The organism is Yimella sp. NH-Cas1 (genome assembly GCF_022359705.1).
In the GTDB taxonomy this organism is placed as follows: domain Bacteria; phylum Actinomycetota; class Actinomycetes; order Actinomycetales; family Dermatophilaceae; genus Yimella; species Yimella lutea.
Genome location: NZ_JAKSGG010000003.1, coordinates 126,483 through 150,568 on the forward strand (window position 1 = coordinate 126,483; position 24,086 = coordinate 150,568).

Sequence of the window (24,086 nt, forward strand, 5' to 3'; positions counted from 1 at the left end):
CCGTCGCTGACCGGCGGCGCTCGGTGGGCGACGGCGACGCGGTCAGTGCCAGCGGGTGAGCGCTGCGGCGATGTCGGGCAGCTCGATCCGCCCGGCCGCGGTGGCGATGACGAGGTCGTACGCATCGTCGTCGGGAGCCTCGATCCAGGCGCCGTTGAGATCGAGGAAGACGACGGTGGCGAGCCAGCCGAGTCGCTTGTTGCCGTCGACCAGTGGGTGGTTGCCGACCAGGGACTCCAGCAGCGCAGCCGCCTTCTCCTCCAGCGTCGGATACGCCTCGCGCCCCCACAGCACCGTCGTCGGTCGGTGCGCCGCCGCTTCGAGCAGACCTACGTCCCGCAACGGCCCGACGCCGAGATCGTCGACGAGACCGAGCAGATCCTCGAGCGTCAGGAACTCGGTCACTTCCCGAGGCGGTCGAGGACGTCGGCGTAACGGGCCCGGGCGCGAGCGGAAGCGTCGGTGACACGCCGCTCATGGCCCCGTCGAGCGGCGACCTCGTGGATCGCACGGATCGTCGCTTCCTGGCGGCTGATGCCGTCGGCCTCTGCCAGCATCGCCAGGACGCGCTCGTCTGCTTCGGACAGTCGCAGTGTCATCGCCATGCGGATGATGGTATCAATGTGGTATCACCATTGTGCACCGAAAGCGGGAGGGCGCCGCGGCGACCCGTGGACGCGACGTGACCGTCCGTCGATGCGGTGGCTCACGATTGCGTCACGACGGGGGCAGCGGTATTGATCGGTCCCGGCCTCCCGCTCGACTCTCAGATATGCGAAACGGCCTTGCCGCCGCAGCGCAGGCCCCCGAGGCTCAGTTCGGCAGGGCAGGCAGGGCGTGGAGGCGTCCGCGCCGACTCCACACCAGGTGCCGACGCGTAGCCATCTCGACCGTTGCTATACGTCGCCGCCCGGCGCGGAGGTCGTCGAGCACCACCCAGTCACCGTCGTCCGCGGTCGGGCGGTCGCGTACCCATTCCACGAACATCTCGGCGTCCCAGTGGGCGCACGAGCCCGCCGGTGTCGCCAGCACGAAGGCGATCGCGCGGTCTCGCCAGCGGGGGAGCAATGCGATCTCGGGTCGCACGTGGGTCATGCCGTCGACCCGCTTCATCGCGAGGATGCGACCGGTGTGGCGGGAGCGTAGTTCGTCGAAACCCTCGGGCGTGCGACCGCGCAGCAGTTCGCCGACGACCCCGCTCTGGCGCGCGGCCAGTTCGTCACGAGCCGACACGGGCGACTCCCCGGGCGACGGCGCGGTCGATCCGGTCGAGGTCGTGCAGCACCGCTTCGGCCCGCACGTCGGCGTCCCGTTCGAGCATGATGCCCGGCACCGGGGCGCCGCACGAAATCCGATGTGCAACAAAGGCACTCAACAGCTCCGACACCGCGTCGGGCACGGGGTGGGCATGGGTGTCGATGTAGAGACCGTCGCGTTCGGTGCCGCCGGCGACGTGCACGTAGGCGACGGCGTCGAGCGGGAAGCGAAGTAGGTCCGCGTGGGCATCCGTGCCGCGCGAGATCGCGCTCGCGTGCAGATTGGCCACGTCGAGCACCACCCGGACGCCGGTGCGGCGCACGATCTCGCCGAGGAAATCCGGCTCGTCGAACTCGTCCTCGGGCCAGCTGAGCAGGGCGGCGATGTTCTCGATGGCGAGTGGCACCAGCAGCTGCGCCTGCGCGATCTCGATGTTCTCGACCACGACGTCGAGCATCCGGCGGGTGCGCGGTGGCGGCATCAGGTGGCCTGCCTCGAGCACATCGCCGTGCAACGAATCAGGCGTCCCGGCGGCCCGCACGAACGCGAGGTGCTCGCTCACCAGTGGCGCGTCGAAGAGCATCGCGAGCGACGAAAGTCGTTGCAGCCGAGCGGGATCAGGGGTGGAGGCGTCGGCAAGGCCCAGGCTGACCCCGTGCGGGATCACCGTGACGTGCTCGGCAAGGGTCATCAAGGCGGCCGGCGGACGGTCGGGATCGACGTTCTCGGCCACCACCTCGGTGAACTGCAGCCGTCCCTGCGCGGCGAGGTCGGCGAGGTCGGGGGCGATGGGCGCCCGCCAGGCGATCGCGGTTCCGTTCGGCATCGGCTTCATGGGTCCGATGGTAGGTCGCAACCAACTCCGCGAGGCGGACGGCGAGACCGTGCCGGCAGCCACCGTCAGGGCGACATGTGAGGCTGGAGTCATGAGCGACATCTGGAACCTCGTCCACGCCGAACGGCACGCCCTCGTCGACGACCTCTCGAGCCTCACCGACGCGCATTGGCAGGCGCCCTCGCTGGCCGACGGGTGGACGGTGCACGACGTCGCCGCACACCTCGTCGACAACGCCACGGCGACCACCTGGCGACTGGTCAAGGCGATGGTGAAGGCCCGGGGCAACTTCCACCGGCAGAACGACACCGGCCTGCGCGCCGCCAAGGGGGCCACGCCGCAGGCGACTCTCGAGCGACTGCGTGCGGTGGCCGAGCGCACCGACACCCCGCCCGCACCGCTGGCGAGCCGGTTGGTCGAGGAGATCGCCCACGGTGAGGACATCCGGCGCCCGCTTGGCATTGTCCGCGAGTATCCCGTCGCCGCGATCGTGCCGGCCATCGGCTACCAACTGCGCACGCCTCATGCGTTCGACGGCACGAAGTCGCTCGCCAAGAGGGTGCGCTTCGTGGCCGACGATGCCGATCTGGCGATCGGGCAGGGACCGGAGTTGCGCGGCCCCGCGCTCGAGTTGCTGATGGTGGCCACGCGGCGGGCACCGCGTGAAGGTGCGTTGAGCGGCCCGGGGCTCGCGCTGATCTGACGTCGGTGCGGGAGGTGGTCAGGTGAGCGGGGGCTCGAGGTCCCGCTCCTGCACCAACTCACGACCCCAGTCGCACCGTCGGCCCGCTCCACTGCGACCGCAACCACCGATCGTGGCTGGCCACGAGCACCGTCGCCGGGGCGTCGAGCAGTGCCGCCTCCAGTTCCTCGACCAGCCCGAGCGAGAGGTGGTTGGTCGGCTCGTCGAGCAGCACCAGGTCGGGGCGCCCCGCGATGAGCATCGCCAGCGCGAGGCGCTGCTGCTGGCCGAGGCTGAGCTGTCCGATCGGCCTGCGGGCGTCGCGCGGCGGCAGTAGCCCGAGGGCGTCCAGGCCGGGCTGCGACTCGTCGTCGCCGTACGCCTGCAGCGGGGTGAGGTGCGGTTCGGCGAAGCTGATCTCCTGACGAAGGAATCCGATTCGCCGGGCCGACACCTCGAGCGTGCCGTGACCCAGGGCGAGCTCGCCCGCGATCGCCGCGAGCAGGCTCGACTTGCCCGAGCCGTTGGCCCCGGTGATCAGCCAGTGTTCACCGGCGCACATGTCGAGCCGCCCGATCCGGAAGCGGCCGGCCACGGCGGCGTCACGCGCCGACACCCACCCCGCGCCGTCGGCCGAGAACGTGCCGCCGAACCGCAGGGTCTTCGGTGGCTTGCTGATGCGCGCCCGCTCGATCGCCGCGATGCGCTGCTCTGCGTTACGTCTGCGCCGCGACACCGTGGCCTGCACCCGCGACCCCTTGAACGCGTAGATGAACTTGTCGCCGTCCCTGGGCGGACGGTCGTGGGCCACATCGAGATTGGTGGTGCGGGCGGTGGCGCGAAGTTCGTTCAGCTCCTCCTGTTGCGCCTCGAACGCCTCCTGCCAGCGCGCCCGCGACCGGGCCTTCTCGGCGAGGTAGTCGCTGTAGTTGCCGGTGTAGCTGCGGCCGCCTTCGCCGTCGGTGCCGAAGTGGGTGCGGTCGAGGTCGACGATCGAGGTGCACACGCCGTCCAGGAAGGTGCGGTCGTGGCTCGCCGCGACGACGACGCCGCTCATCGTGCGCAGTTCTTCCTCAAGGAAGGTGAGGGCCGTGTCGTCGAGGTGATTGGTCGGTTCGTCGAGCAGCATGCAGTCGGGCCGGCGTGCGAGCAGCGCGGCAAGGGCGAGCCGTCCACGCTGCCCACCCGAGAGCGTCCCGACGCGCCGGTCGTGGGATAACTGCTCGAGACCGAGGAGTGCGGCGGCGCGCTCGGCCCGCGCGGTCGCCGTCCAGGCGTCATGACGGGTGGCCCACGCGAGCACCTCGTCGTATCGATCGGCGGCGCCGGGTTGATCCAATCCGGTTGCCAGCTCTTCGAGTTCGCGTACCGCGGCGTGCAGCGGCGCGAGCGCGTCGTGTAACACCCGGGCGATCGTGTGCTCCGGATCGAGTCCGCCGTCCTGCGCGACGTAGCCCAGATCTGCCGGTGCGTGCACCGCGCCGCGGGTCGGCGGCTCGACACCAGCGGCGAGGCGCAGCAGCGTCGACTTGCCCGAGCCGTTCTCGCCGACCAGCCCGACGCGGTTGCCGGCGGACGCGGCCAGGGAGATGCCGTCGAGGATCCACCGTCCGTCGTAGGTGACGGCGAGATCCTCGAGGAGGAGAGAGGGGGAGGAGTTGGCTGGCATGAGCCCTCGGAGGGGTCGGCATGGTGCGCCGCCGGGCAGGGCCGCGAGCGGGGCGATGATCCGATCAGTTCTCCATGGTGCATCCAGTCTGAAGGACGAGATCGGAGCGGGCCAACCGGTTTTCGTGGGACGGCTCGTTACCAGTGGGTAGCAAACCTGGCTAACCTTGTCCCGGTCATTCGTGAGGAGAGTCACATGAGTCCTGCCACTCGCCGCCGCGTCGGTTTGACCGACATCAGCAAAGGCCTGCTCGGTTTCGCCCCCGACCTGCCGATGTTGGCTCGTGAGGCGCCCGGTCTGCTGCTGCGTAAGCCGACGCACACTGCGTCCATCGGCCAGCAGTTTCAGCGCACCGTCGAACGCCACCCCGACCGTCCGTTCCTCAAGGGGGAGGGCCGCACGCTCACCTATCGCGAGGCGAATGCGCTGATCAACCAGTACGCCCACCTGTTCGCCGAGCGCGGCGTCGGCCACGGCGACGTCGTGGGTGTGAACTCGGCCAACGACGTCGAGAACGTCCTGGTCATCCTCGCCGTGGTGAAGCTCGGTGCCGTTGCGGGCCTCATCAATTACAACCAGCGCAGCGAGGTGCTCGCGCACAGCCTGCGGACGCTCGACGCAGCACTCATCGTGATGGCTGACAACCTGCTCGAGGACTTCGCGAGTGCCGGCGAGATCGCTCACGAGCAGAACGTGATCCTCTATTCGCAGCTGGCCGGTCTGGCCGAGGGCCGCCCGAGCGAGAACCCCGCGTCGGCCGAGCAGGTCAGGGCCAAGGAGCGGGCGCTGCTGATCTTCACCTCCGGCACCACTGGCATGCCGAAGGCGTCGGTGATGACGCACTACCGTTGGCTGAAGTCGTACTCCGGTCTGGGAGCGCTCGGGGTGCGCCTGCGCCCGACCGACACGCTCTACTGCGCCCTTCCGCTGTACCACAACAACGCGGTGACGGTTGCGCTCGGCGCAGTGCTCGCGGGCGGCGCAGCGTTCGCGGTGTCGCCGAAGTTCTCGGCCACCAAGTTCTGGGACGAGTGTCGCGCCTACGACGCAACCGCCTTCGTCTACATCGGCGAACTGTGCCGTTACCTGCTTGCCCAGCCGGAGAAGTCGGACGACCGCGACCACGGGATCCGGGTCGTTGTCGGCAACGGTCTGCGTCCGGACATCTGGGACGCCTTCCAGCAGCGCTTCGGCATCGAGCGCATCGCGGAGTTCTACGGCGCGTCCGAGTGCAACATCGCCTTCATCAACGCGTTCAACATCGGGCAGACCGCCGGCACCTGCCCGCTGCCCTACAAGGTCGTGGCCTACGACCCCGAGACTGGTGCAGCCACCCGCGACGACGCCGGGCGCCTCACGTCGGTGAAGACGGGCGAGGTCGGGCTGCTGCTCAGCAAGGTCACCGACCGCGCGCCGTTCGACGGCTACACCGACGACGCCGCCACCGAGAAGAAGCTGCTGCGCGGGGGATTCAAGGACGGAGACTGCTGGTTCGACACCGGTGATCTGGTGCGCAATCAGGGGCTCACGCACGTTGCGTTCGTCGACCGGCTCGGCGACACCTTTCGCTGGAAGGGCGAGAACGTCGCCACCACCGAGGTGGAGGCGGCGCTTGCCGGGTCTGCTCAGGTGGTCGAGTCGACGGTCTACGGCGTGGAGGTGCCGGGGTGCGACGGCAAGGCCGGTATGGCTGCGGTCGTGCTGCCCGACGGTGAGGCCTTCGACGGTGCAGCGCTCGCGGAGCACGTGCGCTCGCAGCTCCCGGCCTATGCGCGGCCTCTGTTCGTGCGACTGGTCAACGAGCTCGAACACACCTCGACCTTCAAGTCGCGCAAGGTCGAGTTGCGCAACCTCGGCTTCGCCGACGGTGACGAGGCAGTGTACGTGCTCACCAAGGACGAGGGTTACGTGCCGATCTACGACGGCTACACCGACGCGATCGTGGCTGGCACTGCCGGCTGACCGAACTCGAGACACGACAAGCCGGCCCCGGCTGATCGCCCGGGGCCGGCTGCCGTTTTCGGTCGCAGCGGAAGGGGTCAGCGCGCCGCGACGGTGTGTGCGGAGGAGTGTGCAGTGCTGCGCGCGCTCGCCGTGGAGGCCGACTTGCCGGCCGGCTTTGAGCCGCAGTCGCGCTTGCCGTCACCGTCGTGATCGGCCCGTTTTCCCTGCGCCGCAGTGGTGTTCACCTTCTTGGCGGTGAGCGGAGCCGGGCGTGAACTGCTGCGTGCCGGTGCGCCGTGCGCCCGGTCGGCGTCGCGAGTGGTAGACGCGGTGGATGAGCCCGTCGACGTGGTGCCGGCCGTCGTCGTGCCCGTGCTCGTCGAGGTGCCGGTGGCCGACCCTGTCGACCCTGTCGAGCCGGTCGAGCCGGTCGAGCCGGTCGAGCCCGTCGACGTGGTCGGCACCGCGCCGAGGGACGCCCAGCACGACTGCGACGCGGCCCACGGTGCGGTGCCCTGCGCGTTGTAGAGCTCGATCGCCGCGGCGTCCTGCACCGACGCGGGCGCCGACTTCGCCGTGGCGTAGCCGGCGCTTGCCGACAGCGACTGCCAGGTGCTGGTGAGGAACTGGTAGGCGCCCGACGCGGAGCTGCTGGAGTTCTGGGCCTGGTAGTTGTTGCCGCTCTCGCAGTAGCGGATCTTCGCGAGCACGTCGGGCACGGTGGCCGCCTGGGCGGGCGCTACCGCTGCGGCGACGCCGAGCAGGGCGAGGCCGACGGTGCCGCCGATCGCGGCGCGGCGCCAGGAGAGCGTCCGCTTCGTGGTGTCCTTCATGGTGGTGTCCTTGCTCTCGTAGGTTCTGGGGACGGTGACGAGGGTGCACTCGCGCAGATGTCCGTTCTCTGATGACTCCCTGTGCGGGTGTACACGTGGCACCAACGGCGTCCACAGTGATCGGACAGTCCGTCTTCCTACCGTCGCGGCCATGAAACTGCTCGTCCTGGACCGATCCGGCGCCGTCGGCCCGCGCCTGCACGCCTCGCTGGAGAATCGCGGCCACGAGGTCGACAGCACTTCCGAGTCGTCTATTGCGCTGTGGCACAGCGGAATCGGGAGTATCGATGCGGTCGTCATCTGCTGCGATCGACCCGGACTCGACGACCTCGCCACCGTCGCCGAGCTCGGCGGCAACCCCGACCGCATCCCCGTCGTGGTGCTCGTTGCGGTCGCCGACGACACCGACGTTGTGCGGGTGCTCGACGCCGGCGCCGACGACCTGTTGTGTTCGCCGGTGAGCGCCCGTGAGTTCGATGCGCGGCTGCGGGCGATCGTGCGCCGGGCAACTCCGCCGGCCGGTCCGTCGCTCGAGGTGGGCACCCTCCGCGTCGAACCGCAGGAGCGCCGGGCCTGGCGCGACGACCACGAACTCAAGCTCTCACCAAGGGAATTCGACCTGCTCGAGGTGTTCATGCGACACCCCGGCCGGTTGCTCAGCCGCGAGTTCCTGCTCGACGGCGTCTGGGACATCGCCTATCTGGGTCGCTCGAACGTGGTCGACCAGGGCGTCAGCCATGTGCGCCGCAAGATCGACCGTCCGTTCGGGCGCGACGATCTGCAGACCGTCCGCGGTGCCGGGTATCGCCTGCGGGCGAGCTGAACATCGAAGGCCCCTCCGCCTGCTGGGGCGGAGGGTCCTGATTTCGATGACCGGACGGAGCTGAAGGAGAAGACGGCATCGGCCGGGGTCTATGGGTCAGACGGCGCGCAAAGTGCCGTCGGTACCGACCCGGTAGGTGATCGACCTCCCGTCACGGCGTGGCAGGTCGGTGGGGGAGACGGCCGAGACGACGGGCGCCGGGGAGACGACGGCGTAGTTGGTCGTCTTCACCCCGGCTTCCTTGGCCTGGGCGGCCGGCATGACCGACGCCCCGACGAGTGCGACGCAGGTCGCGGCAAGAACACCGCGCCCGACGCGCTTTGAGGTGGACAGTGAGTTGGTGGCTGCGGTGTTCATGAAGAAGAGACTGCCGACGGTGTCTATGCACTTCCTGTGCGAAGACTACGACTGCGCGATGCGCGTTTTCAGCGTCTTGCGCGGCGTCCAAGTTCGCCGGGTTGATCTTGGGCGCCCGGACTGCCCGCGATCTTCGCCATCGGTGTGCGCGTGCCGGAGCAGCGCTGCACCGGACGATCAGTCCGCGCTGCGCCGAGCCGTTGCGCTCGGCGCAGCCTGGACGATGTTCGCGCTCGTCGCCCCGGCCGCACGCACGTCGTTGTTGACGCTGTCAGGTCGAGCCTTGCGGGACGTCGAGCTCGGGGGAGTCAGCTCTCGACGAACGGGGTGACCTGTCGAACACCGCGGCCGACCGATTTGGCGCCCGCCTTGGTCGCCGAGGTCAGGCCTTGGGTGAGCAAGGTCAGGCCGGCACCGACGAGCCAAACGTCCTTCGCCACGCCGGTGCCTTCCTGGGTCGGACGGATGCCGTCGGACTGGGTCATACCAGGGGTCTTGAGGTACATCCGAACCAGACTCGCGCCGAAGCCGGTCAGCGCCGCGCCGGCGACTACAGGGGAAACCATCGGAGCAAGAAGCAGCGCGCCGACTCCAATTTCGCTGTAGGACAACACCTTTGAGAACGTCTTCGGGTCCATCGAGTCGAAGACGCCGGGGTAGGCGGTCTTCGCGCCGTTGTGCAGAAACGCGGCCGTGCCCTCGTCGACCTTCAGCTTGCCGACCCCGGAGTTGAGGATGAAGGCGCCGGTGGTGACGCGCAGCGGCATCTGTGTCAGGTTCATGGACTACTCCTCATGGTGGATGACTGGACAACAAAACACACTAGATCCCAGACGCTCGTCGATGGCGCTTCGGGCAGCGTGATCCGAGGCGCACGTCGACCGCGGCCTGGCAGGTCCCCACCGCGAAGTGCCCGGACGCCGGGAGGTGCTCGCCGCGTGCCGCGCCGCAGACCCGCTAATCCTAGGCTTCGCCGAGGCGCGCTTCGGGCGTGAGCTCGTCGCGGAGACCGCCGCCGGTCGCAGCCCGGGCAAGAGCGCGACCCAGCGCCGGTGCCTGCTTGAACAGATTGTGACCGGCCACAAAAAAGACAGAGCCTGCCTCCCACACGGCCACGCCGTCCTCACTCCACGGGAGGTCGGTCACCCAGCAGTGAAGGAAGTCGCGCGGCTCTGGGTGGAGACCGGGCAGCGCTCGTGTCACGTAGTCGCGTGCGCGTTCGTCCAGCGATCGAATCGCCGCCGGGTCGATGAAAGTTCCGTCGTCGCGGACGCCGACGGTGTCGCTGAGTCCGACCGAATAGCTGCTGTTGCCCGGTAGCGGCGTCGCGTAGACGCCGACTTCGCCGAAGACGCCGCTGCTGTCCTGCAGGCACGCGACTCGTGCCGGGGCGGCGGCTTTCACCTCGAAGGTCAGCCGGACGTGTGCGGCAAGGCGAACCGGCAGCGACAGGCCGACGCTGCGTGCCAGGCGGGCGGTTTCGCGGCCGGCGCACACGACCACCTTGGAGTAGACAGCCCGGTCGGTGACGCTGCGCACCTCGACCGTCCCGTCGGCGCGGGGATCGATGGAGATGACCTCACCAGTGGTGATCGCATCTGCGAGGGCACCCGTGAGTGCCGTGATCGCGGCGCGGGTGCGGATCGCGCCGCCCGACTCGTCAAGCACCGCCGGCCCCGAGTACCCAGCGAGCAGCGGCATCCGTTGGGCGACCTCGGCCGCGTCGATCTCGCGTGCTTCCACGCCGCCGACCTGGTCCAGCACCCGCAGCCGCGCGAGGGCGCTGTCTCCGATCGCCACGACACCGTCTGATGAGACCAGCTCGACGTCGAAGTGTTCGGCCCACTCATCCCATACGCCGCGGCTTTCGCGCGCGAAAGCGACGAGTCGCGGGTCGTCGTGGGCGTGCCGGAAGATCCGCGACTCGCCTGCGGACTGACCCGTCCCGGGCAGACCAGCCTCGTACAAGCGCACCGGCACGCCCTGCTCTCGCAGCGCGTACGCCGTCGACAGACCGACGATCCCGCCCCCGATCACTGCTACCTCGGGTGAACGCGTCGTGGCAACGCCGTCGTCAGTTCCTGTCATCGCGGTTCCTCGATCTGTTGGTGATGAGCGATTGACGGCAAGAGAAGGGGCCGCTGCCACGACGTCAGCGGGCTGTGTAAGCCCGAAGTCAGCGCGCGCAGCGACCCCTCCTTGCCTGGGCCAGTACGCCCAGTTTGTGGTGTCAGGCGGGGAGTTTGGAGCCCAGCACGTCGAGCTTCTCGATCGTCGGTTCGGAGAACAACGTGCCGGTCTGCTCGCCGAGAGCTACCGCAACAGGGCCGGACAGGTGGGCGTCACGTCCGGCGTCATCGGGGAACACGTCGAAGATCCCGAACGAGGTCGGCCCGAGGCGGATCGCGAACCACGCAGTGGTCGCCTGCTCGTCCTCGACAAGCGCACGGCCGCTGTCAAGGAACTCCTTCACGTCGTCCTCCTTGCCGGGCAACGCGTCAAACCTGACCAGCAATCCCTTGGTCACACTCATGACTTCTCCTCTTCCTTTGTCGTGGTGCCTGCGAGTTGGGACACTATCGCCTCGGAGAACGCCGGCAGGTCCTCCGGCGAGCGGCTGGTGATGAGATTCTTGTCGATCACCACGTCCTGGTCGACGACGTCAGCGCCGGCGTTGCGCAGGTCGGTGCGAATGCTCGGGTACGACGTCAGGGTGCGACCGACGGCCACGCCGGCCTCGATCAACGTCCACGGCCCGTGACAGATCGCCGCCACTGGCTTGTCGCTCTCGACGAAGTCGCGGACGAAGGAAACGGCGTCCTCGTCGACCCGGAGCTGGTCGGGGTTAACCGTGCCGCCGGGAAGCAGCAGGGCGTCGTAGTCGCCCACCGAGGCGTCGGCGACCAGCCCGTCGACGGTGAACGTGCCCGCTTCATCCAGGTCGTTCTTACGGGCCTTGATCTCGCCGTCGTGGATCGAGAGGACCTCGGTCTGAGCGCCCGCGCGGTCCAGTACTTCGCGGGGTTGCTCGAGCTCAACGCGCTCGACGCCGTCGGCGGCGAGGATCGCGACCCTCTTGCCCTGGAGATCTGCTGCCATATCAGTTTGCCTTCTTTCCGTTTGACATGCCGGGCTTGATGACGACCTTGGTCCAACCCTTGGACCTGGAGTCGAAGTTCCTGTAGGCGTCGGCAGCCTGGTCCAGCGATATCTCGTGGGAGACGATCCAGGACGGCTTCGCCTTGTCAGCCGCGATGAGGTCTCGCAGCCGGCGGTTGTACCTCTTGACCGGGCACTGACCGTTGCCCATGGTCTGTCCCTTGAACCAGTGGGTGCCGAAGTCGATGGCCGCCTTGCCCTGCTTGGCCAATTCGCTCTTGGCCCCCGGGTCCTCGGGGACGAACACGCCGACGGTGCCGATCCCGCCGGTGAACCGGACCGAGTTGATGAGCATGTTCAAGGTGGCAGCCGGGTCTTCGTTGCCCTCAGGGTCGTGGGCCTGATAGCCGACACACTCGCAGCCACGGTCGGCTCCGAGCCCCATGGTCTCGTCCAGCACAGCCTGCACGGGGTCGACCTTGGAGTCGTCGATGGCGATCGCTCCGATCTGCTCGGCCAGCGCGAGCCGGTCGGGGTGGCGATCGACCACCATCACCTTTGCGGCGCCCTTGATCGTCGCGGACAGGGCGGCCATCAGTCCCACGGGGCCGGCCCCGGCGATCACGACGCTGTCGCCCGGGATCACGCCGGCCATCTCGGTGGCGTGGTAGCCGGTGGGGAAGATGTCGGAGAGCATGACGTAGTCGTTCTCCTTGTCCTGCGCGTCTTCACCCAGGCGCAGCGCGTTGTGGTCGCCGAAGGGCACCCGGAGCAGTTCTGCCTGCCCGCCGCCGTACGGGCCCATTTCGGCGAAGCCGTAGGCCGCACCGGCGGCCGACGGGTCAGGTTGCGTTGTCAGGCAGTAGTTCGTGAGCCCGCGCTCGCAGTTCTTGCAGAACCCGCACGAGATGTTGAAGGGCAGCACGACCCGGTCGCCCACCTTGATCTTCTCTACTCCCTTGCCGATCTCCACCACCTCTCCCATGTTTTCGTGGCCGAACGTCCGGCCCTTCTCGAAGGAGGTCCGCCCCTCGTACATGTGCAGGTCCGAGCCGCAGATGTTGGTGGTTGTGACCTTGACCAGCACATCGGTGGGCCGTTCGATCTCGGCGTCCGGAACGTCCGTGACCGCGACATCTTTGGGTCCCTGATAGACGACAGCCTTCATGGCGAATCTCCAATCGTTGTGTCGGTGACTCCGACCAGTCCACACTCGTCGCCGACCACCGAGAATTCATGGGCGCACCAGGCCAAAGTCCCGGGGCATGATTTGGTTCGAGTGCACAACTCCCCACCGTGGGTGCGCTGGGCAAGGGGTACGGTGAGCGCGACGCTGCCCCCGAGAGTTGACGAGGACCGATGAGCTCGCACGGATTCGGACTGGATCCCGGGATACGTCCGTGCTGCATGTACCGAGGCGTCGTGGCTCAGCGCGACGACCTGTGGGGTCCCTACGGCACAGGGGGATCCCGGGCGGGCCGGCCAGGGATCAAGAGATGACCGTCTGCGAGCCCGCCACAACCGGAACCGTTGTGCCAACCGGCGAGCTGGATCTGCGGCGTGCCCTCACCGGCCTCGAGGGGCTGCTGGTGATGTCCATGGCGATGATGCAACGTCACGACGTGGACGAGGTCATCAACGTCCTGAAGCGTGAGGTCGAGTCGGTGACCGGCTGCCAGTTGGTTAACGTCACCTTCCAGCGGGACCGGGAGTGGATCACCCTGCCCCCGGGGAGCCGACGAAGCCGGCGGAACCGAGCCCCTCAACCGGTGAACGAGTGTTCGTGCAGGACAACGGCGACTCCTGGACGTCGACGACGGCTGTGGCAGTCTTGAACGGCGCCCCGGGCCAACTGGTCCTTCGCAGCTTCGCCCGGCCCGACCCCGAACAACTGTTCGTCATCGAACGGTTGGGCGATCTCCTCGGGACGGCGCTCGCGGACGCGCAGGTGCACGAGCGCCACCGCCGACGCGCCCACGAACTCGATGCAGCCAATAACGAGATGGCGCGCACCGTCGCGGCGCTGCAGCACCGTGAGGGGGTGCTTGAGGAGTTCGCCCGACTATCCACGACCGGGACTGAGCTCGACGTGGCCACCTCACTCAGTCGGCTCACCGGCTCCGCTGTCGTGCTGCGGGACAGATTCGGGCACGAGACGACCCGGATCACGGTTGCCGGCCGGTACCAACCGGTCCTCGAGCGAACCTCGCTCGAGGAGGTCATCGGCGGACGCCCCGAACTCGGCACGATCGAACTGGAGGTGCCACCGGACAAAGACCGAGACGACGCATCATTCGCTCTGCGGTACGCGGGCGTCGCACTGGGGCTGCTGAGGGCTCAGGCCGCAGAGATGAATGAACTGGAGAACCGACTGAGTCGAGACCTCCTCGACGACCTTCTTGGAGGGCTCCCGGCCGACGTTGCCGTGGACCGGGCATCCGCTCAGGGCCACGACCTTGGCGTTCCGCACGACCTGATCGTGTGCGCATGGTCCTCCGATCGGGGTCACCGCGGGCACGGCCGCGACGTCGATCACCTCCGGATGGCCATGGCTCGTCAGCGACTGCCCTGTTTGGTCGTCCGGAACCGGGGACTGGTCGTCGTCCTCGCCCATCGAGGTGTCGACATGGGCCGCCTGTTCAACGACTTGTCGCGCGCCTACGGCGACACCAACGGTGTGATCGCCAAGGGGGAGCCGGCTAACTCGCCGGAACAGATCCCACGTGCCTATGAGCAAGCCCGACGAGCACTCAGGGCTCGTCAGCAGTCCCACAATCCGTATGGCTTCATCGCCTACGCCGACTTGGGAGTAGACCGGCTGCTCGCCCTCGACGGCAACGCTGAGGAAGTCGAGCGCCTCATCAGGGACTGGCTCGGCGACCTATTGAGCTACGACCGTCGCCACGGCACCGAGCTCGTCTCCACGCTAGCGGCCTACCTTGACCACGGGGGCAAGTACGCCGACACGTCGACGACGCTCACCATCCACCGCAACACACTGCGCTACCGAATCAGCCGCATCACCGAGATCTCGGGCCACGACCTCAACGACGTCGAGACACAACTCAACCTCCACCTGGCGACACGCGCGTGGCGACTGCGCCGTGCCTCCGTCGGCGAGCCCCCTCGAAACGCCGTCCGGTGAGGTAGTCCCAAGCCGTAGTTGCGAGAGTCTGCGCGGCGATGGCACTGGACGATCAGGAGTCGCCGCCCGGGCCGATCGCCGGGTGGTGCCAGAGTTCCCAGCTGGTGTGCAGAAAGCAGACGAGGGTTAGTCCGGCGAGCGCCGCCAAAGCAGGCGCCACCACCGCGACCGGGATCAGCGAAGCAGCCCCCACTGCGGCCATCAGGCGACCTGTGGCGAGCTGGTGGTGGTCGCGCCATCGGTAGGCGACGTCGCCGACGTAGAACACCGCGACGCCACCGGCCAGGGCGAGGGCCGGCAACAGGGGGAGTGGTTCCCCCGGTGCCGCGACTGCTTCGTGCACCCCGAGAGCGAAGAACACCACCCCGGCCACGAGCGGCAGATGAAGGTAGCTGTAGGAGTCGCGCGCGAGCCTTGACCGCTCCCGACCAGTGGTGCCGCGCAGCCGTCGTTCGGCACCGCCGCGCAGATAACCGAAGTAGGACCACCACAGACCGGCCGCGACCAGCACGGCGAGGAGGACGGCCGTCACAACACTCGGGCGCGCAAGAGCGGCTTCGGCGCCAGCGCCTACCCCGACGATCGCCTCACCCAGCGCGATGATGATGATCAGCCCGTGCCGCTCCACGAAGTAGGCAGGTGTCACGCTCCAACCGTCAGTCCGTCGCCGGCGTTGGTCCCGACTAGGACCGGCCCCGACAGATCCATCACCGCGGCCACGATCCACAGCAACTCCCGTTGCGGCGTGTCGAAGAACGCCGCGGCCACCAGCACTGCCGGGCCGGCGAGCAGGGTGGGGACGCTCGGCGTGGCGGCTCGCAGTCTGTGCCCATGACACCCGGGCGATTCAGTCGCTCAGGCGGTCTTGGGGGTGGTGCGGCCCTTCCACGCGTCGCGCAGCACCTGCCACTTGCCGGGCTTGCCCGACTCGTGACGCTCCCAGAACTCGTCCGGCAGCGACAGCTTGGCGATCTTCTTCCAGGTCTGTGCGAGCTGGGTGCCGAGCGGGCCCGTCGTGTAGTGCAGGTTGTACCGGTCGCAGATCTCGCGCACCTTCGGCGCCACCTCGATGTAGCGGTTCGAGGGAAGGTCGGGGAACAGGTGGTGTTCGATCTGATGGCTCAGGTTGCCGGTGAGGATGTGGAACAGCGGGCTGCCCGACAGGTTCGCCGATCCGAGCATCTGGCGGATGTACCAGTCGCCGCGGGTCTCGCCGTCGAGCACGTCCTCGGTGAACACGTCGACCTCGTCGGGGAAGTGACCGCAGAAGATCACCGAGTGTGCCCACACGTTGCGCACCATGTTCCCGCCGATCATTCCGGCGAGCGACCACTTGCCGGAGCCGGTGAGGGTGGCGACCAGCGGGGTGGCGATGTAGTCCTTCAGCACCTGTCGAACGGCCTTGGCCTTCAGCGCCTCCAGATCCTTGTCGAACTGCTCGCGTGACTTGGCACCGGTCTGCACCTGGTCCCATTCGAGGTCATACGAGGCGATGCCCCACTCGAAGGTCGGCGCGAGGAAGGCGTTGACGATCGGGTTGAAGATGTCGCGCTTCTGCCACGGCTGCTCGTCGCTGATCCGCAGGATGTTGTAGCCCACGTCGCGGTCCTTGCCCATCACGTTCGTGTACGTGTGGTGCAGGTCGTTGTGGGTGTGCTGCCATCCGCGGGCCGGGGCAACGAAGTCCCACTCCCAGGTGGTGGAGTGGATGTCGGGGTCGCGCATCCAGTCCCACTGCCCGTGCAGGACGTTGTGGCCGATCTCCATGTTCTCCAGGATCTTGCCCATGGAGACGCCGGCAATGCCGAGCAGGAACATCGGCTTGTGCTTGCCGAAGATCAGCGCCGTGCGTCCGGCGAGGTCGCAGGTGCGCGCGACCTTGATGACCTTGCGGATGTAGGCCGCATCGTCCGCGCCGCGCTCGGCAAGTACGGAAGCGCGGATCGCGTCGAGCTCACGTCCGAGTTCGTTGACCTGCTCGTCGGTGAGGTGCGCGGCCGCCTTCGGACGCTGTGTGCACCGCCCTCGGTGGGCAGCACGCCGGTGCGCTTCTTCTGGGTGTCGTCGTAGATCGCGGTGCGACGTTCGATGACGGAGGCATTGGTGATCGTCATGAAATCTCCTGACTATCAAGGGGGTTCGTGAAGTGCAACGGTTCAGACTTCAAGATGGACGGGGCCGACAGCGGCCGTGATGCAGGTCTGGATGAGTTCGCCCTCGTCGGCGTGGATCTCGCCCGTGCGCAAGTCGCGCACCTGACCCGAGACGAGGGGAGTCAGGCAGGTGCGGCAGATGCCCATTCGACAACCGCTCGGCATGATGACGCCGGCTTCTTCGCCGACCTCGAGGATCGGGGTGGAGCCGTCGCAGACGGCTTCCTTGTCGGACTTGGCGAACGTGATCGGGCCACCGTCGGTGTCGGACGGTGCGAGCAGCGCCGGTGCGAATCGCTCCACCTGCAGGCCCTGCGGGAGTCCGGCGTTCGCCCAGAGCTTCTCGGTGTCGTCGAGCAACTCGGTGGGGCCGCACACGTAGGCCTTGCGCGAGCGCCAGTCGGGGCAGACGGTCTCGACCGCGGACGCGTTGCTGAAGTCGATACGTCCGTTGTTGCCGGTGAAGTGGATGACGACGGTCAGGCCAGCGTACTGCCGATCCATCGTACGCAGTTCGTCGATGAACAGTGCATCGTCCTCACTGCGGGCGGAGTGGATCAGGACGACGTCGGCGTCGGGGCGCCTCGGGATCAGGGTGCGCAGCATCGACATGACCGGAGTGATGCCGCTGCCCGCGGTGATCATCAGCAACGGGCGTGGGCCGGTCGGCAGGATGAACTCACCCTGCGGGGGAGCGAGGAACAGAACGTCGGCAGTCTTGGTGTGTTCGACCAGGTGGCGCGACACGCGTCCGATCGCGGTGACGGTGATCTCCGGGTCGTGCCCCTGGGCCGCGGACAGGGAATACGAGCGCCACTGGCGGACCCCGTTGATCTCGACCCCGATGCGGGCCCATTGCCCAGCCAAGTGCGGCTCCCAGCCACGTCCGGGCCGGAAGGAGATGGTCGCCGAGCGGGTGCCGTGTCGGCGGACTTCGGTGACGACACCGCGCAGCTGACGCGCGGAAGCGAGAGGATTGATGATCTGCAGGTAGTCCTCAGGGGATGCCGGCGACGTCCAGACGGACGCGGCACGATGAATCGCCTTCAGAACTCCCATACGTCAATTCTGATTGGCGCGGTCCGCGTAAACGGTGAGTCTGTAGGTAGAATGTCGACCGATAAACTGTGCTCCGGTGATAATAATGGGACGGAACGGCACGTTTCTTCGTTCGGAGGCTCGCTCATGACCACACCAGTCACACCCGATCGGGTGAGTCGCCCCCAGCCGTGGGCTCAATTGCCGCCTGAGATCAGTGCCACGATCGGTCCCGTCGTCCCTGAATTGGTGGCGACGATCATCAGGAACATTCCCCGTGAGATCACCGAGTACGCGCGCCCGCTCGACGGCGAGTTCGGTGCGGCCGTGCGGCGTGGTGTCGAGACCGCGCTGCAGCGTCTGCTGATCGAACTGCCCGGCACGGATGAGCCGCCCTTCACTCCCGAGGGCCGTGCGATCTATCGGACGCTCGGCATCGGCGAGGCGCGCACCGGTCGTTCGCTGGAAGCCCTGCTGTCCGCCTACCGGCTCGGCGCCCGCCTCACGCTGCGCAGCGTGAGCGAAGCAGCGCTCGAGGCCGGACTCGACGCGCGCGTCCTGCTCAATGTCGGCGAAGCGATCTTCGTGTACTTCGACGAGATCTCGGCGGCGAGCGTCGAGGGCTTCGCCGAGGAACAGTCCCGGCAGATGGGGGAGCGGGACCGCGCCCGTGCAGCCCTGCTGAACTCGTTGCTGTCCACTCGCGTGGACGAGATCGAGGTGCGTCGGTTGGCGGCGCGTGCCGGTTGGGTGATCCCGGACCGCTTGATCGCGCTGGTTGTGCCGCTGGAGAACGCGGAGGGCCTGCGATTGCGCCTGGGTGATCGGGCGCTCGCGTCCGCTCGCGGGGGGCAAGCCGTCGCTATCGTGCCTGAGCCGAGCACGCCCACCGCTCACCGCGAACTCGAGTTGGCGCTCGCGGGACGCAGTGCCTGGCTCGGCCCGGGGCGCCCCTGGACAGCGGTGAACGAGTCGTTGCGCGCAACGATGCAGACACTCGGAGTTCCGTCGGTCGATGAACCGCGGTGGGTCGTCGACCACGTGGTCGACGTGGTGCTCGCCTCGCAGCGTGAACTGGTGGCGGACCTGGCCGAGCGTCGACTCGCACCTCTCGACGAGGCCGGCGAGACGCAGCGCGAGCGTCTGTTGGAGACGTTGGAAGCCTGGCTGCGCTGGCGCGGCGAGCGCAAGAAGATCGCCGAGGAACTGCACGTGCACCCGCAGACGGTCGGTTACCGGCTCGGGCAACTGCGCGAACTGTTCGGCGACGCCCTGGAGGATCCGCAGTCCCGGTTCGAACTCGAACTGGTGCTGCGCGCTCGGCATTCGTAACCGAGAATTGACGATCAGGCGGTGACGGCTTGACCCGGACATCGCCACGCTTGGCACGTGGCCACCTCACGCGTCCTCGCCTCTGCCGCCCTCACCTGCGTCGCAGCACTTGCCGCCGGTGGCGTTCACCGGATATCCGCGGCTGTTCAACGGTGAGGACTGCAACGCGCTCACCTGGTTCTCACCCCAGGAGTCACTCAATGCCGCCACCGACCAGCTCGACACGCTGCTACTCACGAAGGCGGCGAACCGCGGGTTCAAGACGGTCGACGTCCGTGCAGCGTTCGACACCCACCGGGTGCGACAGCGTCGAGTGGGTGAACGGGTTATCGAATCCGATCGAGGAGTCCTACCACCCGAACGTCGCGGGCAATCAGGGTTACGCGGCGGCCCTGTCGCCGACTCTGATCGGTTCTGCGATGCGTGTGACAGCCGCCGCCACAACTCAACGCAGCGGGAAGCTCGCCGCGCCGCAGATCGACCTGTTGTCGGCCGAGTCGGTGGCGGGCGCACGCAAGGTCGGGATCAGCATCGACGAACTGCGCCGGCTCGACCGCGAACTGCGCTCGGGTGACTCCACCAGGATGACGAACGCCGGCCGCCGGATCGGGCAAGCTGGACGCCTACGCCACGGCGAAGCCGGGACGCTGACGCCGCCTGTTCTTCGTCTCAGCTCACAGTGCGTTCACGTCCCGGTCAGGTCCATGGTGAGAATGGACCCATGCGGCTGATCCTGATTCGGCACGGCGAGACGCCGGCCAACGTGCAAGGTTCGCTCGACACCACTCTTCCCGGGCCCGGTCTGACCGACCGTGGCGTCGAGCAGGCGGAAGCCATCCCGGCGGCGTTGCATGGGGAACAGATCGACGGGTTGTGGACCAGTCGCGCCCTGCGCACCAAGCAGACCATCGCACCGCTGGCCGAGCACCTGGGCATCGAGCCGCAGGCGCTCCCCGGCACGCACGAGATCCAGGCCGGCGAGCTGGAGAAGCGCACCGACCCCGACAGCATCCACGCCTACCTCAAGCTGCTGGGTGACTGGGCCGAAGGTGACCTCGACCAGCGGGTCCCCGGCGGCGAGACCGGTCACGAAGTGTTGGACCGCTATGACGACAGCGTCGCGCGCATCGAGGCATCCGGTGCGCGCACTGCGGTGATGGTCAGCCACGGTGCGGTGATCCGTTTCTGGACCTACCAGCGCGCCGACAACATCAAGGACACCGACCTCGCCGTAGAACCACTACCCAACACCGGAATCGTTGTGCTGGAAGGTGATTCGGACGATGGGTGGAGCGTCGTGTCCTGGCTCGGCACCGCGCTCGCCGGTACCGGCCCGCACGACCCAGACCCCTACGACGGTCCGACCGGGCACCCGTTCGACGAGGACTGACGGATTCGCTGATTTGGCGGGCGTGGGCGGCGCGTTGCATGGTGTTCGGATGACGTACGCACGACGCGGCCGGGCGGCCGCCCCGACGGCCGTTCTCGTGGTCGGTGCTCTCGCCCTCGGCGGGTGCAACAGCGGTGACGACAACTCCTCGAGTTCATCCTCAAGGTCAACGACGAACTCATTGACGAGCTCATCGACGAGTTCGTCCACCACCACCTCGGCCACCTCGACTCCCTCGAGTGCTGCGACGTCGTCCGCCCCGGCGAGTTCGTCATCGAGCGCTCCGACCTCCGCCGCTTCCTCGAGTCCCGCCTCGAGTCAGTCGTCCAAGCCGTCGGCCACCTCGTCCAAGCCGGCCGCCTCGCCGACGTTGGTCAAGTCGTGCATCAACGCGAACTCGCGGTCGAACAGTGCGGTCAACGACTGGAACGCCGCTGTTCGCTCCAAGGACAGCACGCAGCTCGACAACGCTGCGAAGGGCTTCCGCCAGACTGCGACCTACCTGCGCACGCTCACCAAGACGCCGGGCGACAAGCAGTTCACCCCGTTGGTCTGGGCGGTCGCGAAGGACTTCGACGACATGGCCACCGCGCGCGTCCGCCGACAGACCGTGTCGACCAAGAACTTCAACTCCGACGCCCAGAAGATGCGTACCTACTGCCTGAGCAAGATCAAGGTCTGACTGCGGCTCGTCGTCACTCAGCCGAGTGAGTCGAGCAGGTCCTCGGCGTCCTGGCGAGCCTTGGTGACCGCCGCCGCGTGTGATTTGGCAGCCGCCAGTGCCTCGCGCGCGGCGTCGACCGCCTCCTGCGCCTGGTGCTCCAGGTCTTTCAGTTGTTCGACGACGCGTTGTGCATCTTCGGACGAAACCGGTTCCTTCTCAGCTGGTTTCGCCGATTCTGTCGGCTTCTCTGCCTCCTCGTCAGGAGTCTCCTCCTCGGGGGTCTCCTCGGCAGCGTCCTCGGGCCCGTCGGACGGCTCGGCGTCGTCGGGCGCTTCCTCGGTGGGCGCGTCCTCCGTGGGCTCCTCGTGTGTGGGTTCGTCCGCGGCCGGTGCCTCGTCCGGCTGATCTTCGGGTTCGGCCGGTTCGTCGGACCCCACCGAGCGCAGCGGGCGTTCTGCACGTGCGGCGTCCCGCTCGGCGATCTCGGCCAACCGTGCCTGCTGCAGTTCGCGCAAGGGCACGGCGACCGCCTCGTCCACCTCGACATCGCCGAAACCGCTGTAGGACAACGGGTTCACCAGGTTGCCGCTGCACACGGCGTCCTCCGCCTCCTGCGAGGCGAGCGCAGCGGTGAAGGTCTGCGTCAATTGATCCTTGGCCGAAGCGGTACCGGCCCCATGCGGTTCCGCGTCGGCGAGCAGTTGTGCAATGAGTTCGGACCGCTCGGCACCCAGCTTCTTCAGGGTGGCGGCGTCCATCCGCCCCTGCGCCTCGCGCATCCGCTCACCGAGTTCGCGCAGCGCCGGGATGTCCGGTGGATCCTGCTGCCGGGCAAGGTGATTGACCGCGTCCGCTGCCACCGAGGGACGACGTAACCCACCGACGGTCTGCGCCACTTCCTTGTCGCCCGCCTTCCGGATCTGCGCCACCAACCGCTTGCGGGTCGCGATGAACTCGGCCGGGTCGCCGGAGTAGAGCTCATCGATCGCAGCGTGCAGGGTGGGCGCGTCGTCCATGCGCCCAATCTAGTTGGGCATCAGGACGATCGATTAGGACGAACGACTCCCGCGATCAGTCCTGGGCGACTAACTTCGTCACTACCCAACAGTAGGAGTTGTCGTGATGGACGCTGACGTCATCGTCGTGGGAGCCGGGCTCGCCGGTCTGGTGGCCACCGCAGAACTGGTCGCCGCGGGCCGCAAGGTGCTCGTGGTCGACCAGGAGAACGAAGCCAACCTCGGTGGTCAGGCCTGGTGGTCGTTCGGCGGCATCTTCCTGGTGGGTTCACCCGAACAGAAGCGGATGGGCGTCAAGGACTCCTTCGATCTTGCCTGGCAGGACTGGCAGGGCAGCGCGCAATGGGATCGCCTCGACGGTGAGCACGACGAAGACCACTGGGGCAAACAATGGGGACGCGCGTACGTCGAGTTCGCGTCGTCGATCAAGCGCGAGTACCTCACCGGCAAAGGCGTGAAGTTCACACCGATGGTCGGTTGGGCCGAGCGGGGCGACGGCCGCGCGACCGGGCACGGCAACTCGGTGCCCAGGTTCCACGTGCCGTGGGGCACCGGCACGGGCATCGCGAAGCCGTTCATCGACCTGGCCCGTGAGGGAGCGCAGAAAGGCCTGGTGACCTTCGCCCACCGGCACCGTGTGGACGGCCTGGTCACCTCGGGCGGCGCCGTCACCGGCGTCCGCGGACGCGTCCTCGCGCCCGACTCCTGTGAACGTGGTGTGTCGAGCAACCGGGACGAGATCGGCGACTTCGAGTTCACCGCGCAGGCGGTCGTGGTGGCGTCCGGCGGCATCGGCGGAAACCACGAACTCGTCCGCAAGTTCTGGCCGGAGCGTCTCGGCATGCCGCCCAAGCGCATGATCACCGGCGTCCCTGCACACGTCGACGGACGCATGATCGAGATCACCGCCGAGGCGGGCGGTCGCCTGGTCAACCGTGACCGCATGTGGCACTACGTCGAGGGCATCCACAACTGGGACCCGGTGTGGCCGAACCACGCGATCCGCATCCTGTCCGCACCCTCGCCGATGTGGTTCGACGCGCTCGGGCGCCAGTTGCCCGCACCGTTCTTCCCCTCCTACGACACGCTCGGCACGCTGCGCTACCTGCGCACGACGCCCGGCATCGAGCAGCACGACCACTCATGGTTCATCCTCACCACGACGATGATCGCCAAGGAGTTCGCTCTGTCGGGCTCGGAGCAGAACCGCGACCTCACCGACAGGGACGTGAAGGCGGTGTTGAAGTCGCGCGTGGCCAAGGGCACGCAGCGCGAGGTGCAGGCGTTCGTCGACAACGGCGAGGACTTCGTCACCGCCGACACCCTCCCCGAGCTCGTCGCGAAGATGAACGCGCTGACCGACGAACCGTTGCTCGACGTCGATGTCGTCACGGCCCAGGTCGAAGCACGTGACCGCGAGATCGGCAACAAGTACTCCAAGGACTTCTCCGTCAACGCCATCCACAACGCCCGCAGTTACCGCGGCGACAAGATCGGCCGCGTCACCGCTCCGCACCGAATGCTCGACCCCAAGCACGGTCCGTTGATCGGCGTGAAGTTGAGCGTCCTGACCCGCAAGACGCTCGGCGGCATCCAGACCGACCTCGAGTCGCGGGTGCTCGGCAGCGACGGCAACCCGATCGAAGGGTTGTACGCCGCCGGCGAAGCGGCCGGGTTCGGAGGAGGCGGCGTCCACGGGAAGAACGCGCTCGAGGGCACGTTCCTCGGTGGTTGCATCTTCTCCGGACGAGCGGCCGGCCTGTCACTCGCTCGTCGGGTGGGCTGAACCGGCGGTCGAGCAGTGGCAGGCTGTCACTGTGCGTGACTTCCTTCGTTCCGGACGGGCTTC

26 protein-coding genes are annotated in these 24,086 nt (G+C 67.8%); 9 read left to right on the forward strand and 17 right to left on the reverse strand.

All coding sequences use genetic code 11. The annotated features are described in order from the left end of the window. Window positions 1–42 precede the first annotated feature (42 nt). From MF407_RS00960 to MF407_RS00975, 4 genes are all read right to left on the reverse strand, one after another. On the reverse strand, window positions 43–405 hold the full coding sequence (locus tag MF407_RS00960; protein ID WP_129625446.1) for a type II toxin-antitoxin system death-on-curing family toxin: 363 nt from the start codon (window positions 403–405) through the stop codon (window positions 43–45). Beyond that, a complete protein-coding gene (locus MF407_RS00965; protein WP_129625447.1) occupies window positions 402–605 on the reverse strand; it encodes a CopG family transcriptional regulator in 204 nt (67 codons plus the stop codon). Before MF407_RS00965 ends, MF407_RS00960 begins: the two co-directional genes overlap by 4 nt. A gap of 208 nt (window positions 606–813) precedes the next feature. Then, a complete protein-coding gene (locus MF407_RS00970) occupies window positions 814–1,233 on the reverse strand; it encodes a hypothetical protein (protein WP_129625448.1) in 420 nt (139 codons plus the stop codon). Further along, on the reverse strand, window positions 1,220–2,092 hold the full coding sequence (locus MF407_RS00975) for a DUF692 domain-containing protein (protein ID WP_239700781.1): 873 nt from the start codon (window positions 2,090–2,092) through the stop codon (window positions 1,220–1,222). The genes MF407_RS00970 and MF407_RS00975 overlap by 14 nt, the downstream gene beginning before the upstream one ends. Window positions 2,093–2,183: 91 nt before the next feature. Between MF407_RS00975 and MF407_RS00980 the strand changes: the two genes are divergently transcribed. Beyond that, entirely contained in the window at window positions 2,184–2,795 is a 612-nt protein-coding gene (locus MF407_RS00980) for a maleylpyruvate isomerase family mycothiol-dependent enzyme (protein ID WP_239700783.1), read from the forward strand. Window positions 2,796–2,853: 58 nt separating this feature from the next. On the opposite strand, the gene MF407_RS00985 is transcribed toward MF407_RS00980, so the two are convergent. Then, the gene (locus tag MF407_RS00985; RefSeq protein ID WP_239700785.1) at window positions 2,854–4,443 is read right to left on the reverse strand and encodes an ATP-binding cassette domain-containing protein; all 1,590 of its coding nucleotides are present in this window, start codon (window positions 4,441–4,443) and stop codon (window positions 2,854–2,856) included. A 195-nt stretch (window positions 4,444–4,638) separates the two neighbouring features. On the opposite strand from MF407_RS00985, the gene MF407_RS00990 reads away from it, so the two are divergent. After that, on the forward strand, window positions 4,639–6,405 hold the full coding sequence (locus tag MF407_RS00990; protein WP_129625453.1) for a long-chain-acyl-CoA synthetase: 1,767 nt from the start codon (window positions 4,639–4,641) through the stop codon (window positions 6,403–6,405). Window positions 6,406–6,482: 77 nt separating this feature from the next. On the opposite strand, the gene MF407_RS00995 is transcribed toward MF407_RS00990, so the two are convergent. Continuing rightward, a complete protein-coding gene (locus MF407_RS00995; protein ID WP_239700787.1) occupies window positions 6,483–7,220 on the reverse strand; it encodes a transglycosylase family protein in 738 nt (245 codons plus the stop codon). Between the two features lie 151 nt (window positions 7,221–7,371). Between MF407_RS00995 and MF407_RS01000 the strand changes: the two genes are divergently transcribed. Then, a complete protein-coding gene (locus MF407_RS01000) occupies window positions 7,372–8,043 on the forward strand; it encodes a response regulator transcription factor (RefSeq protein ID WP_129625455.1) in 672 nt (223 codons plus the stop codon). A 96-nt stretch (window positions 8,044–8,139) separates the two neighbouring features. On the opposite strand, the gene MF407_RS01005 is transcribed toward MF407_RS01000, so the two are convergent. From MF407_RS01005 to MF407_RS01030, 6 genes are all read right to left on the reverse strand, one after another. Next, the gene (locus MF407_RS01005; RefSeq protein WP_239700789.1) at window positions 8,140–8,400 is read right to left on the reverse strand and encodes a hypothetical protein; all 261 of its coding nucleotides are present in this window, start codon (window positions 8,398–8,400) and stop codon (window positions 8,140–8,142) included. 308 nt (window positions 8,401–8,708) lie between these two features. Further along, window positions 8,709–9,182 carry a hypothetical protein gene (locus tag MF407_RS01010; RefSeq protein WP_115921368.1) on the reverse strand — a complete coding sequence of 158 codons (474 nt, stop codon included), beginning with the start codon at window positions 9,180–9,182 and terminating at the stop codon, window positions 8,709–8,711. Window positions 9,183–9,363: 181 nt separating this feature from the next. Next, window positions 9,364–10,488 carry an FAD-dependent oxidoreductase gene (locus MF407_RS01015; RefSeq protein WP_239700790.1) on the reverse strand — a complete coding sequence of 375 codons (1,125 nt, stop codon included), beginning with the start codon at window positions 10,486–10,488 and terminating at the stop codon, window positions 9,364–9,366. 142 nt (window positions 10,489–10,630) lie between these two features. After that, window positions 10,631–10,933 (reverse strand): antibiotic biosynthesis monooxygenase, encoded by a 303-nt coding sequence (locus MF407_RS01020; RefSeq protein WP_075818624.1) that lies wholly within the window; start codon window positions 10,931–10,933, stop codon window positions 10,631–10,633. Further along, complete coding sequence (locus MF407_RS01025; RefSeq protein WP_239700792.1) at window positions 10,930–11,499, reverse strand: type 1 glutamine amidotransferase domain-containing protein; 570 nt, start codon at window positions 11,497–11,499, stop codon at window positions 10,930–10,932. Before MF407_RS01025 ends, MF407_RS01020 begins: the two co-directional genes overlap by 4 nt. Before the next feature lies 1 nt (window position 11,500). Then, window positions 11,501–12,667, reverse strand: a complete 1,167-nt coding sequence (locus tag MF407_RS01030; RefSeq protein ID WP_239700794.1) for a glutathione-independent formaldehyde dehydrogenase — start codon at window positions 12,665–12,667, stop codon at window positions 11,501–11,503. A 615-nt stretch (window positions 12,668–13,282) separates the two neighbouring features. Between MF407_RS01030 and MF407_RS15770 the strand changes: the two genes are divergently transcribed. After that, complete coding sequence (locus MF407_RS15770) at window positions 13,283–14,644, forward strand: helix-turn-helix domain-containing protein (protein WP_239700797.1); 1,362 nt, start codon at window positions 13,283–13,285, stop codon at window positions 14,642–14,644. A gap of 52 nt (window positions 14,645–14,696) precedes the next feature. On the opposite strand, the gene MF407_RS01040 is transcribed toward MF407_RS15770, so the two are convergent. The 3 genes from MF407_RS01040 to MF407_RS01050 are packed head-to-tail and all read right to left on the reverse strand — an operon-like array spanning window position 14,697 to window position 17,856. Continuing rightward, window positions 14,697–15,482 (reverse strand): low temperature requirement protein A, encoded by a 786-nt coding sequence (locus tag MF407_RS01040; protein ID WP_345770813.1) that lies wholly within the window; start codon window positions 15,480–15,482, stop codon window positions 14,697–14,699. A gap of 17 nt (window positions 15,483–15,499) precedes the next feature. Then, on the reverse strand, window positions 15,500–16,777 hold the full coding sequence (locus tag MF407_RS01045) for an acyl-CoA desaturase (RefSeq protein WP_239700799.1): 1,278 nt from the start codon (window positions 16,775–16,777) through the stop codon (window positions 15,500–15,502). Window positions 16,778–16,800: 23 nt separating this feature from the next. Next, on the reverse strand, window positions 16,801–17,856 hold the full coding sequence (locus MF407_RS01050; RefSeq protein WP_129625462.1) for a ferredoxin reductase: 1,056 nt from the start codon (window positions 17,854–17,856) through the stop codon (window positions 16,801–16,803). A gap of 126 nt (window positions 17,857–17,982) precedes the next feature. Here MF407_RS01050 and MF407_RS01055 point away from each other — a divergent pair, with 126 nt between their 5' ends. After that, the gene (locus MF407_RS01055) at window positions 17,983–19,167 is read left to right on the forward strand and encodes a helix-turn-helix domain-containing protein (RefSeq protein ID WP_129625463.1); all 1,185 of its coding nucleotides are present in this window, start codon (window positions 17,983–17,985) and stop codon (window positions 19,165–19,167) included. 66 nt (window positions 19,168–19,233) lie between these two features. Here MF407_RS01055 and MF407_RS01060 read toward each other — a convergent pair whose 3' ends face one another. Next, entirely contained in the window at window positions 19,234–19,404 is a 171-nt protein-coding gene (locus tag MF407_RS01060; protein WP_168990216.1) for a hypothetical protein, read from the reverse strand. A gap of 38 nt (window positions 19,405–19,442) precedes the next feature. Here MF407_RS01060 and MF407_RS01065 point away from each other — a divergent pair, with 38 nt between their 5' ends. From MF407_RS01065 to MF407_RS01075, 3 genes are read left to right on the forward strand one after another with little or no spacing between them, the layout of a single operon-like run. Then, on the forward strand, window positions 19,443–19,898 hold the full coding sequence (locus MF407_RS01065; RefSeq protein ID WP_239700802.1) for a hypothetical protein: 456 nt from the start codon (window positions 19,443–19,445) through the stop codon (window positions 19,896–19,898). Continuing rightward, window positions 19,889–20,557, forward strand: coding sequence for a histidine phosphatase family protein (locus tag MF407_RS01070; RefSeq protein WP_129625464.1), 669 nt, complete (start codon window positions 19,889–19,891; stop codon window positions 20,555–20,557). Before MF407_RS01065 ends, MF407_RS01070 begins: the two co-directional genes overlap by 10 nt. Before the next feature lie 49 nt (window positions 20,558–20,606). Next, the gene (locus MF407_RS01075) at window positions 20,607–21,239 is read left to right on the forward strand and encodes a hypothetical protein (RefSeq protein ID WP_239700805.1); all 633 of its coding nucleotides are present in this window, start codon (window positions 20,607–20,609) and stop codon (window positions 21,237–21,239) included. Between the two features lie 17 nt (window positions 21,240–21,256). Here MF407_RS01075 and MF407_RS01080 read toward each other — a convergent pair whose 3' ends face one another. Continuing rightward, the gene (locus MF407_RS01080) at window positions 21,257–22,237 is read right to left on the reverse strand and encodes a hypothetical protein (protein ID WP_129625466.1); all 981 of its coding nucleotides are present in this window, start codon (window positions 22,235–22,237) and stop codon (window positions 21,257–21,259) included. Window positions 22,238–22,343: 106 nt separating this feature from the next. Between MF407_RS01080 and MF407_RS01085 the strand changes: the two genes are divergently transcribed. Next, a complete protein-coding gene (locus MF407_RS01085) occupies window positions 22,344–24,023 on the forward strand; it encodes an FAD-binding dehydrogenase (protein WP_239700809.1) in 1,680 nt (559 codons plus the stop codon). The last annotated feature ends 63 nt before the right edge of the window (window positions 24,024–24,086 follow it).